Annotated in this window: 12 protein-coding genes; 8 read left to right on the top strand and 4 right to left on the bottom strand. The window is 39.0% G+C overall.

Annotation, left to right across the window (positions count from 1 at the left end; all coding sequences use genetic code 11):
- Positions 1-470 precede the first annotated feature (470 nt).
- Entirely contained in the window at positions 471-965 is a 495-nt protein-coding gene (locus tag PSI15_RS15845; protein WP_273584365.1) for a bactofilin family protein, read from the bottom strand.
- Between the two features lie 964 nt (positions 966-1,929).
- Between PSI15_RS15845 and PSI15_RS15840 the strand changes: the two genes are divergently transcribed.
- Positions 1,930-2,745 carry a helix-turn-helix transcriptional regulator gene (locus PSI15_RS15840; protein ID WP_273584364.1) on the top strand — a complete coding sequence of 272 codons (816 nt, stop codon included), beginning with the start codon at positions 1,930-1,932 and terminating at the stop codon, positions 2,743-2,745.
- 199 nt (positions 2,746-2,944) lie between these two features.
- Here PSI15_RS15840 and PSI15_RS15835 read toward each other — a convergent pair whose 3' ends face one another.
- Entirely contained in the window at positions 2,945-3,625 is a 681-nt protein-coding gene (locus PSI15_RS15835; protein ID WP_273584363.1) for an epoxyqueuosine reductase QueH, read from the bottom strand.
- 121 nt (positions 3,626-3,746) lie between these two features.
- Complete coding sequence (locus tag PSI15_RS15830; RefSeq protein ID WP_273584362.1) at positions 3,747-4,493, bottom strand: SDR family oxidoreductase; 747 nt, start codon at positions 4,491-4,493, stop codon at positions 3,747-3,749.
- A 178-nt stretch (positions 4,494-4,671) separates the two neighbouring features.
- On the opposite strand from PSI15_RS15830, the gene PSI15_RS15825 reads away from it, so the two are divergent.
- Both PSI15_RS15825 and PSI15_RS15820 read left to right on the top strand, forming a co-directional pair.
- Complete coding sequence (locus PSI15_RS15825) at positions 4,672-6,294, top strand: AMP-binding protein (protein WP_273584361.1); 1,623 nt, start codon at positions 4,672-4,674, stop codon at positions 6,292-6,294.
- Between the two features lie 500 nt (positions 6,295-6,794).
- A complete protein-coding gene (locus PSI15_RS15820; RefSeq protein ID WP_273584360.1) occupies positions 6,795-7,388 on the top strand; it encodes an AidA/PixA family protein in 594 nt (197 codons plus the stop codon).
- Positions 7,389-7,522: 134 nt separating this feature from the next.
- On the opposite strand, the gene PSI15_RS15815 is transcribed toward PSI15_RS15820, so the two are convergent.
- Positions 7,523-8,281: a class I SAM-dependent methyltransferase gene (locus PSI15_RS15815; RefSeq protein WP_273584359.1), complete on the bottom strand. Its 759-nt coding sequence runs from the start codon at positions 8,279-8,281 to the stop codon at positions 7,523-7,525.
- Between the two features lie 55 nt (positions 8,282-8,336).
- Here PSI15_RS15815 and PSI15_RS15810 point away from each other — a divergent pair, with 55 nt between their 5' ends.
- The 5 genes from PSI15_RS15810 to PSI15_RS15790 all read left to right on the top strand — a co-directional run.
- On the top strand, positions 8,337-8,690 hold the full coding sequence (locus PSI15_RS15810) for a tRNA-binding protein (RefSeq protein WP_273584358.1): 354 nt from the start codon (positions 8,337-8,339) through the stop codon (positions 8,688-8,690).
- A gap of 28 nt (positions 8,691-8,718) precedes the next feature.
- A complete protein-coding gene (locus tag PSI15_RS15805; protein WP_273584357.1) occupies positions 8,719-9,120 on the top strand; it encodes a VOC family protein in 402 nt (133 codons plus the stop codon).
- A gap of 286 nt (positions 9,121-9,406) precedes the next feature.
- A complete protein-coding gene (locus PSI15_RS15800; RefSeq protein ID WP_273584356.1) occupies positions 9,407-9,820 on the top strand; it encodes a JHE-like toxin PirA in 414 nt (137 codons plus the stop codon).
- Between the two features lie 66 nt (positions 9,821-9,886).
- Positions 9,887-11,179, top strand: a complete 1,293-nt coding sequence (locus PSI15_RS15795) for an insecticidal delta-endotoxin Cry8Ea1 family protein (RefSeq protein WP_273584355.1) — start codon at positions 9,887-9,889, stop codon at positions 11,177-11,179.
- A 526-nt stretch (positions 11,180-11,705) separates the two neighbouring features.
- Positions 11,706-11,855, top strand: a 150-nt coding sequence (locus PSI15_RS15790) for a winged helix-turn-helix transcriptional regulator (RefSeq protein WP_273584366.1), incomplete at its 3' end; no start/stop codon positions are given.

Genomic DNA, 11,855 nt, shown 5'->3' with positions numbered 1-11,855 from the left:
GACAGAACTTTCTGTTTGTAAATGGATTCGCTGAGAATTGCTGCTTCCCCTTACTTGACATCAGAATCAATTACTGAAATTATTACTTTTGAATAAGAAAAAGGCGCGTGCTGATACAGGTGCCCGGTATTCTTAACTGGCGGTGTTAATACACCATTATCGCACAAAACAGGACTACAAATTCATTAACATTCCCTTAACGACTCTTGTTTTAAGTTTTCCGTTAAGTCTTTGATAAACTTCGATAAGATGATGTTAAAAATTAGTGCCGGAGGCAGAATCTAACCACCGACACGGGGACATTGGATAGCGTTGGTGATTGGTGAACCTTACGAGAATATGCGACAGCGTTCCAGTGCCGATATTGCTCCGCACCTTCCGGGGCATGCTTGAAATACAAGCCATAAAAACAAAACTGCCGGAAAATTATACCCATTTCCCGGCAGTTGTATTTTATAAGCCACTATAAATCAAGCGTTGCTTTTCGCTTTTGGTTTGTCACCTTGGTTGTCTCTGATGGAAATAACCCGTTCCATTTCTGCTTTTTTCTTATTCTCAACCTGTTCGGATTGACCCACAAATAGCCCGCCACGCCGGATTGACATGCTGCCGCAGCGGCTAATGCCCCGTAATTCGCCATGTTCAAGAATATCCAATGTTTCCGCACAGCACGTCCCTTCAACATGGCCGTCAATGATAATTTCAGGGGCATTCAGCTCACCTTCCACTTTACCGGCATGCATGATACGAATGGCTCCGCCTTTTACACGAATATTACCAATAACTTTACCCCAGACTTGGATATCCCCTTCCATTTCGATATCACCCTTGAATACAGAGTTTTTTGCAATAATGGTATTGGGACGAGTTTCGGCTTCAGGTAATTTTTTCTCTTCGGTCTTAATGCCCACAATGGGTGCCACAGAACTGGCAGCAGGTGACTCGGTTGTTTTTTTTCCAAACATAGCGTTTATTCTCAATTTCATGTTCATAAAGTAAGACACTAAGGCGAAAAAAGATAAAATTGCTGTTATGGCGCAACTACGATGGGCACCATACAGATATAGTCCCAATGCAATTGCCCAAAGGAGCCATACGCTGCATAAAAAAGCGTTATCTGAAAAACGATACTTTTTCATATTGTTCTCGTTTTTGTGGTTTTTTCTTATATTTCATCAGCAATATATCTTGCATATGCCTTAGCAGGTAATAGAAACACAGGTAACAGAAATAGGCTGTGAAAACACATCCTAGCATTGTACAAGTATAAAAAACAATCTACGAAGCTATAACAGAGGCATTTATAGCGTTATTACACGGATAAAGTTTCCATTTGAGTTTAATCCTCTGATTTGTCGTTGAATTATCTCATATTTATTGAATAAAATAATCCAGAAAAACCCATTTTTTGCCTATTTTTATAGGCACAAGCCATATAAATTCATAATTCTATAACAATGGATACAAAACATTAATAAGCCAGTAGCATATCAAAATCATAAGAACACATTAATCTGAAGTTTAAAGAGTTCTACCAATAGCCAACCGTTAAAACTCACTTAGTGAATGAAAATAGCAGTATGTATTTAAAAATGAATTAGTCTGGGTTTTGAAATTTCGAATATTATTGATATTTATTGCCGATAAAATTTTTAGGATAACCAACTCAATAATCAGGATATATAAATATTTGTATACTTTACTCACTTCGAAATACATTTATTACCTCCCCACGCAGCGGGGAGATAATAATCCACCTTCGTCTTAAAGATTAATCAACATAAGGTAAAAAAACAGACAAATTATTTTTTATCGTAAAAATTTACACTTAACCCTAACACAAATATTTATTTAGTTATATAATATATGAAATAAATACACTCATCACAAAAAATGATTACTCATGATACGGAAATTTAGGGATATTAAATGAAAAGGACGACGGGATTAAATCAAAATAATATTTGCACAACCCAATTATCTATGCCGGATTTCAATATCATTGAGCATAAACAAAGAGGGCTATATATTTTACTCGATGGTGAAATGGTATGGAAAGATTGCATCAATAGTTATCACATCAAATCGCATGAGATCCTGTTTACCCACCCCGGAAGCTATACAGCCAAAACCCATACGGAAAGTTGCCAGTTATTATGGCTACCTTTACATATGGATTTTTTACGTAGCTTTTTAAAACGTTTTGGGCCATTACTCAGTAAGATAGAACGACAGGAATTTCCGGCTTATCGGTTGATTCCTTTTCGCCAATTCCCTTTGTTAACGGAAAGCATTCGCGGGCTAGCTAACTTACTGGCGCATGATTCCCCTCCCGCTTTGGTTCAATTAAGGGTTGAAGAGTTATTGTTGTTGCTTTCTTTGGGTCAACAGGGAGCCTTGTTAATGTCTATTCTGCGGAAATTAAGTAACCGTCAGGTAGAACGTTTGCAAACATTTATGGAAGCGCATTATCTCAAGGAATGGAAATTAAATGACTTCGCACGCGAATTCGGTATGGGGCTGACCTCTTTCAAGGAGCTGTTTAACAGTGTCTATGGCACTTCACCCAAAGCGTGGATCAGTGAACAGCGTATTCTTTACGCTCATCAATTATTATTGAATAGCGAAATGAGTATTGCTGATATTTCATTGGAATCGGGTTTTTCCAGTCAGTCCTATTTCACCCAAAGCTATCGCCGACGTTTTGGTGGGACACCTAACCGCGCCAGAGCTTGTTATGCCTGAGAAGTCATGAATGATCGTTTTTATCGATCAATCTCCGCTGATTGATCTGTGCAATCCATTGGACGGCAGTATCCCACTCACATATAGTCATGGTGACTCATCGCCAGTTTTAGAGCTAATCCGACTAGGCTCTAAGTCACCACCAGGGATTTTTATCTTTGCCGTATTTTGAGCCTGCTTCGCGCAGGCTTTTTTTTGATTACAGCGATTCGCTATCTTTTTTGCCGTTATCTGCACTATAAAAGACCGTACCTAATTTGATTCTTTCACGGCCAGTTGCCAGACGATGGCGATTAGTATCTCTGAGAGAATAAATACAGCCACAATATTCCTGTTGATAGAACTCTTCACGTTTGCTGATTTCTATCATGCGGGCAGATCCGCCCCCTTTGCGCCAGTTATATTCCCAGTACGTCAGGTCAGGATAACGAGAAGCAGCACGAACACCACAATCATTGATTTGCTGCATATTTTTCCAGCGTGAAATACCGAGTGAGCTGGTAATCACCGGAAAACCATGTTCATGAGCATACAGTGCGGTTCGCTCGAAACGCATATCAAAGCACATTGTGCAACGAATACCCCGTTCAGGCTCATTTTCCATGCCTTTTGCGCGTTCAAACCAATTATCACGGTCGTAATCAGCGTCAATAAAAGGAATACCCATCTGCTGTGCAAAACGAATATTTTCATCTTTGCGCAGCTCGTATTCTTTCAGCGGATGAATATTGGGATTATAGAAAAATATTGTAAAATCAATGCCTGAAGCCAACATGGCTTCCATCACTTCCCCAGAACATGGCGCACAACATGAGTGCAGCAGCACTTTATTGTGCCCGCCTGGCAGTGGCAGCGATTTACGCTCATTATTCAGTGACATAATATTTCTACCTGATTCAGACAATAAAAAAACCAGGAAGAGAACAAATTCCCCTCCCTGTGTTTATTTGATAGGTCATCTTACCTTTTTCTACTCTCTTACGACAATCTTTGTAAGATAATCACGCGGGTACTTCTGGCAAAATTAGCCCGCCATCAACCACAATCGTTTGTCCGGTAATATATTTCGCCTCATCAGAAGCCAGAAAACAGGCAGCATAACCAATATCTTCAGGCGTTCCCAACGCCCGCATTGGTGTGGACGCTTTCGCATCACTGAGGAATTCATCACCAAATGATTGCAAGCCTTCCGTCATGATCATACCGGGCATCACTGCATTAATGGTGATCCCCTGCTGCGCATATTCCAACGCCGCACTGCGCATAAACCCAAGTTGCCCTGCCTTACTGGCACCATAGTGGCTGTAACCCGAAATCCCCGTTATTTCTCCCGTTATGGATGACGTGATAACCACACGCCCGTAACGCTGCTTTTCCATCACATTCAATGCAGCTTGCACCAAGAAAAACGTCCCTTTAAGGTTGATGGTATGCACTAAATCCCACTCTTCCGCAGTCATATCTTTAAGATAATGCTGTGGGAAAATACCGGCATTGGAACAAAGAATATCGAGCCTGCCATACTTTTCAACAATCAGATCAATCGCATTTTTACATGCCGCCTGATCAGTCACATCAAGAGGAATAAAATCGACTCCCAGTTCTTTGGCAATGGCGGTTCCGCGCACCTCATCAGTTCCTGCAATAATGGTCACAGCCCCCGCTTGCTTCAACACGTTGGCAATCCCTTTGCCAATGCCTTTAGTTCCACCTGAAATAAAAGCAATTTTTCCTGCTAAATTAAACATAGTTTTTCCTTTTGTATTTTCTTTTCGTATTCGTGGATAACGTTTTTTATTAGCTTAAATAGCACTATTCAATCTATTTTTGCGTAGTTATCTTATCAAGATTGCTTATTCTTCTGCCAGAGATTACTTTTAAAAGACAGAATAATTTTGTTAAAGACAATAATATGAGGTGAAGAGTATGATTCTCGATAATTCATTCTTAAATGAATATACCGGCACGGCATTATCACCTATTTTGTTTCTCAAAAGAGCGGTATTAAGCAATGGTAATGATATCGCCGTCATTGATGGAAAACAGCGTTGGACTTGGCACCAATACGCTAACCGCTGCGAAAAGATCGCTATCTCTCTCCAGCAAATGGGGGTGGATAAGGGGAGCGTAGTTTCAGCCCTTTTACCGAATATCCACGAATTGCTTGAATTACATTTTGCCGTTCCTTTGTCCGGCGGCATTCTCAATGCCTTGAGCACCCGCACAGATACAGCCACATTAAATTTTGTCTTTGAAAAACTGTATCCAAAAATATTATTTGTTGATAAAACTTATCTTTCACTATTAAATAATGTCTCTTTTAATAATCCAGTTAAGATAATTGTTGTTGGTAATGAAATTGATAATAAAAATAGCCCAACAGTTCCTATACTTCCTGCTGGATGTGAAAGCCTGTCTTATGAATCACTGCTCACCGCACATCCATCAAAAACCCTCTCATTTATCCAAATTGACGAACAAGAAGCCATCAGTATTAATTCAACGTCGGGCACTAGCGGACAACCTAAACTGGTGGTTTATTCTCACCGTGGCGCGTTTTTAAATGCGATTTCCAATATTCTGGATTGGGATATGCCCAGGCATCCTATCTTTTTATGGACGCTGCCCATGTTTCACTGCAATGGCTGGTGTTTCCCGTGGACAGTGGCAGCACGGGCGGGTACACATATCTGTATAAGGAAATTTGATGCAGAAGAAGCCATGCTGCTTATGCAAGAACATAACGTCACCCACTATTGTGGTGCCCCCATTATTCACTACGCGTTAGGCAAAATAACGCAAAAGCATGGCCAGCATTTTGGTGGCCGCGTTTATGGTCTTATTGCCGGTGCCCCACCGACAGAAATGATGTTTTCATTACTGGATGAGGTCGGTATCAATGCGACCCATGTCTATGGGTTAACCGAAACTTATGGCCCGGTGGTGGTTTGTGACAATAAGCAGGAATGGCAGATATTGCCAAGATCAGAAAAAATCTTAAAGCGGATGCGTCAGGGAATTGTCTCTAATTTACAGGGACAGGTGAGCGTTATTGATCGAGATAACCAGTCGGAAGTACCTTTTGATGGCAAAACCATCGGTGAAGTCGCAATCCGCGGTAATATTGTGGCCGCTTATGATCCTGTCCGTCATGTCACACCGGAGATCACCAATCAATGGTTTTATACCGGTGATCTGGCGGTCGTCGATCCTGATGGCTATATCAAAATCATCGACAGGAAAAAAGATATCATTATTTCCGGTGGTGAGAATATTTCCAGCCTTGAACTGGAAAATGCCCTATCCAGTTATCCCGGTGTCTTGGCTGCCGCGATTGTGGCAAAACCCGATCCCTATTGGGGAGAAGTTCCCCATGCCTTTATTGAACTCGATGAAAATATATCAACCACAGAGCAAGCGTTAGATGATTATATTTGTACGATAGTCGCACGGTATAAACGCCCCAAAGGATATACTTTTTTAACCTTACCCCGAAATGCCAATGGCAAGGTTGTAAAAGATCAACTGAGAAAACGTGTCAAAAAATGATATTACAAGCATAAAACCAATAACGGTAAATTAATATCAGGTAAGCATTGAGATAAGTATTCTTATAACCAACACGGTTAACTTACCTGATAATCACTATCTACCTAATAACCGCCATGTTCTCCCTTTATCTCTCAAATTTTTCAAGTTGCTATTTTATTCGCGGTGCTTAGATTGATAATCCATTGGGTATAATGATAATAAAAATTATACACTCAACTAAACAATATCATGGTGTAATTTAATAAATGAGATAAGAAACAAATTCACATTGAATAATAAAGCCATTTTAAATGGCAATATAGCCAAACAAATCCCATGAAACCATTTAAATAAATATAATTGATAACCAATACGCCTTAAATATTATTTAAAAAACTTTTATCATGATAAATATATTTTTTATAAGATTCTTTTTATGGCTTGGCGTTTATATTTCTTTGTTATTATATAGTCCGCAAGCAGCTTATAAAATCACGTTAACTAATGAGGGTGCTACAATGAGAAACATTGATATGTTAGTTGCAGTAAAAGCTGAAGAAATTATGAATGATTATGGTAAACTGAGCAAAGATATCAATAATCCTTCCGCACTTCACCCCTCCTCTATGTACCATAAATATGTTCGTATTATGCCTGAAGATGATATGCTTGTTTCAGTCGATAACGAACTGAATATTACGCTTAAAGCCAATATAGGTGATACTCTTCGCTGGAATGTCACAACATTAAATATTGATACAATGTATTCGTGTACTACCGTAAAAATTTCACCGATGAATATGTCCTCGATGAAACCAATGAATATGCAGTCGATGAATACTAACGACATGCAAATGATGATGAGCATGCCTGTCATGAAGAGTTTCATGACATTTATGCCTAGCGTCGATATGACAGATCCATTAAATATAGATATGCAGCATATGAAAAATTGTTGCTGGATGTCTACAATTACTGACTTGCCACACGCGGGTACAGCACGTATTATGTTCTACGAGTGTATTATCGCAGTTTATAGAGAAATGACTCTGATGGACTACATTGCTATGGAACCCGGTCTTATTTTGGATCAGAAATCAATACTCTCTTAATAATATACTCCTGGTTTATTAAATTTAATTCCTTGCTTATTTTATGTTTTAGGCCGCACTATAAGCGGCCTTTTTTTATGCAGGCAGGCTGATCCCATTTTTCACTGATTCAGGGATTGGATCGCATCAATCAATTACCTAAGTTTGACCGCAGTAAACGCATGAATATCGAAATTGACGGCAACCGATGATGACTTGTCGATGTTCGTTACCGCCGTCATAAATTGATGTTCATACTCTTCGCCGCCTTCCTCTTCGATATATCGGGTGACATAACTGGTGGATAGAAAAAATAACGCGACCTCTTCTGGGCTGAGGAAAATCATGTTGGCAAAAAGTTCCCAACACGCATCTTGAAGATGTGGGCAATCGCCCATCAGTTCCAGCGTATTGTCATATTGGGTAAGGCGGGGATCACGATAACGTGACCAGCGGGTAACCAACTCCCGTTCGATATAATCGCGCAGCGGGCCATATACCACAGGAAAATCATATTTATACGCACAAAAAAGCCCGCCGGGTTTAAGCCACTCCCGTAGGTTCATCAGTATTCTTTTACGATCCATCCAATAGAAGGAAGTGGCACTGGTAATGAGATCGAAGGAATGCGAGGGTGAAAAGGTTTCGGCCGGAGATACGTTAAACTGAATATCAGGGGAGTTGTGCCTGGCTTTGTCGATCAAAGCGTCACCAATATCACAGCCTTCCACATGTTCAAATAACCCTTGCAGGTGCACTGTAGAAACGCCGTTACCGCATCCGATATCCAGCGCCGCTTCTTTAGCTGGGGTTCGACTGGCAAGAGAGACATATAACGTGTCTGGGTAAGTGATTTTCCTTCTTACGATAACGTATCCATAAATTGTGGGCGGAGTTCGCTGACATCTATACATTTTTTCATATTTCTCTTATGCTAAATAAGATAATTTAAACAATGAATTAAACCCTATGGAAAATACAACTGTTACACCAGCTACCCTTGACGCCTTTATGTCTCTCGATATTCGCGTTGGCAAAATTATCAAAGCCGAAAAAAACGAAAAAGCCACCAAACCTGCCTACAAACTGTATATCGATTTTGGCAGTGATATCGGCGAAAAACAGAGCTCCGCCCAGATATGCCAAAACTACTCAGAAGAGCAATTAATTGGTCAACAAATACTGGCAGTCGTGAACTTTCCCCCAAGGCGGGTAGCAGGATTTAAATCCGAAGTGTTAGTTTTAGCGGCCGTTTGTGACGAGCAAGGCACTGTTTTGATCCAACCAGAAAAAGATGTGAACTTAGGCACCCGGATACTGTAATTTTTAAGTCAGTAACTATAGGAATACCATGAGAACACAAAAAAGATGTATGGGTTACGTTGCTATCGTTGTAGATAATTACGACAAGGCCATTGATTACTACACTAATAAATTAGGATTTACGTTGGTGGAAGATACGCCCCAGCCTGGTAAAAGATGGGTTGTTGTCACCCCAAACCCTGAGAGTGATTGCAATTTATTACTGGCAAGGGCATCTAACGAAAGACAGGAGGCGTTTATCGGTAATCAATGTGGTGGCAGAGTCTTCCTGTTCCTGCAAACTGACGACTTTTGGCGTGATTATCATAAAATGAAAGAGAATGGCGTCCATTTCTGCCAAGAACCTCGTCAGGAAGAGTATGGTATGGTCGTAGTTTTTGAAGATATTTACGGTAACCGTTGGGATTTATACCAGAATGCAATGGCTTAGAGCCTTTCTATAAATATCACTATTAGCCCAATTATATTGGGCTATATAATACATTACCAATCTACAAAAAATAAAATAATAGCAATAGACTAATATACATTATCCAATCATACCTAATTACTGATGATATTATTTCATGGAATTATATAAATCTTAAATCAAACTGCTATTTTTTATATTTTACTCCGCCCTAAAAACCTGTTTAGAATACCCACCGAAATCACATTCACATTATGTTTATGATCTTATTTATTAAATCACCTTAAATTTAACAGGAGTATATCTTATGATTACAATTAATATAAGTGGTGGTTCAGTAACAATTAATAACACTTACAATATCACATCAGAATCTGGCATTCAAAATACCCCTGCCTCAGAACCTCTCACCGTCATTCCTTATAGAGATATGACAATAGAACCACACTCTTCTATTGAGGCAACAAGAACTGATACGCCTATTATTCCTGAAACACGCCCCAATTATTATATCGCCAATTCCGGCCCTGCATCAGAAGTTAGAGCAGTGTTTTATTGGTCGCATTCTTTCACATCACAATGGTTCGAATCTTCCTCTATCATAGTGAAAGCAGGGGAAGACGGCATATTACAATCACCAAGCAACGCGCTATATTACAGCAAGGTTGTCATTTATAATGATACAGATAAACGCGCCTTTGTGACTGGATATAATAAGTAATGATAAGGAAAAATATTCTATAACCAATAAATTTTAAATTCACCCTTAAGGTAAAAAAATAAACTTATGAATAACACATCTATAAATATCAATGAGAATGAAACATTACCTTTAGAAGTTATCCCTTCAATGCCTGAACCCATGTTAATCGTTCCTTATGCAACTTCTACTCCTGATTATGAATGGGATGCCTCCGGAATAATAAAAGATGCCATTATTGGTGGTATAGGATTTATTCCAGGCCCAGGTCCGGCAATATCTTTTCTGTTAGGGCTCTTTTGGCCTCAACAAGCAGACAATACTTGGGAACAAATTCTGCAAAAAGTCGAGCAGATGATAGAGGATGCTGTTCTCAAAACCATTCAAGGTATATTGAATGGCGATATACAAGAAATTAAAGGTAAAATGGAACATGTCCAATACATGTTAGAAACCTCACCGGGCAGCCAAGAAAGCCGTGAAGCCTATATGTTTCTGGCGAGATATCTGGTGAGTATAGATGAAAAATTCAAGTCCTTTGATAATAAAACAAATTACCAAATTCTCCCGATGTATACCAACACACTCATGTTACAGGTTCCTTATTGGAAAATGGGCATAGAGAAGCAAAAAGATATTGGTTTATCCGATATAGAAGTTAATGAATTAAAACAGCTTATTGATAAATTATATACCAAGGCTAACAGCTATATTCATGAAACGTATACGCGTCAATATAACGATGCGATAAACACGTCAACTGCAGAAAATATCACCAACAATTTATTTTCTGTCAGAGGATATTGTTTGTTACACGGTTTAGAGTGTCTTGAAATGATTGAGCATCTACAAAAGAATAGCCTTGAAAGTGGTTTCTATCCCAAAACCATCAGTTATTCTACCGTATTCGATCGTCAGACTCCCAAAATGAGAATTCAGGCTCTGACAGAAGATGATCAAATGCAGGAGCCATTAAAGCCATCTTTAATCAACGGAAAATACAATCAAATAAAATCATTGACTGGATATGTCCGTAGAATTGGCAATGCTCCCAGAGTGGGGGGAATGACGATCACATTTGCCAACGGTGCATCTTACACACTGGGTACAGTGACATCAGAAACAACGTCAATTGAGCTCAATGGCAGTGTGATCGAAAGCTTGGAAGTCTGGGGAGATGGCGCGGTTGATGAGGCATTATTTACGTTAAGTGATAAACGCCTATTCCGTATCGGTGAGCGCTACGCCAAAAAATACAAAAAATATGCTGTTGATAGCCACTATATTGCAGGGCTTTATTTAGCCAGTGATGAACCTTCACTTGCGGGTCAAGCCGCAGGTATTGCCGTTTCATACCATATGCTGGATGACAAAAAATAATACTTGGCGAATAGAATTTGAGCCGTAGATTAGTGGTAAAGAGTCCCCCTAGCCATATAGCTAATTATGTGGCAGGGGGATTTTAAACAAAAGTCAGTCATAACATCAGGATTAACCTTTATACCTATGATTTTGGTATATAACCATTAATAACATATTAGTGCCATTCATGATTATCAACTATCATCATTTCATCACATCCCCAGTTTTACCTCACCATAGAAATCAATAAATCATCAAAACCAAACATATGTTTGTGATTTTCACAGATCAATATAACACTTTGTTTTTAAAAACATTAAAACAGGATAAAATATAGTTTACTTACTTTACGTATTTAACAATCTGATTTTTATTAATTTTTTAGCATAATATTCGAGATATTTGTCACATTTTTATGTCATTTTCTGGCCTTATCAATCTTACGATCATATTCTCATAATGGAAAAGAAATATAAAAATAGTCTTTACTGTCTGTCAGACATGAAATACAACATAAGTGCAAAAAAACAATCAAGGGTGTGATATGTCAAAAAGGGAAAACCAGATATTGCAACTGCTAAAGCGTGATCCTTTTATTCAGCAACAAGAAATTGCTGATATCCTCGGAATCAGTCGCTCATGTGTTGCAGGACATATTATGAACCTAAGTAAAAAAGGTTATATTAAAGGCAAG

Origin of the sequence: Xenorhabdus sp. PR6a (assembly GCF_028599065.1) — a bacterium.
Classification (GTDB): domain Bacteria; phylum Pseudomonadota; class Gammaproteobacteria; order Enterobacterales; family Enterobacteriaceae; genus Xenorhabdus; species Xenorhabdus doucetiae.
Note: the sequence above shows the minus strand (reverse complement) of the source record. Positions and strands in the feature narration are given on the sequence as shown.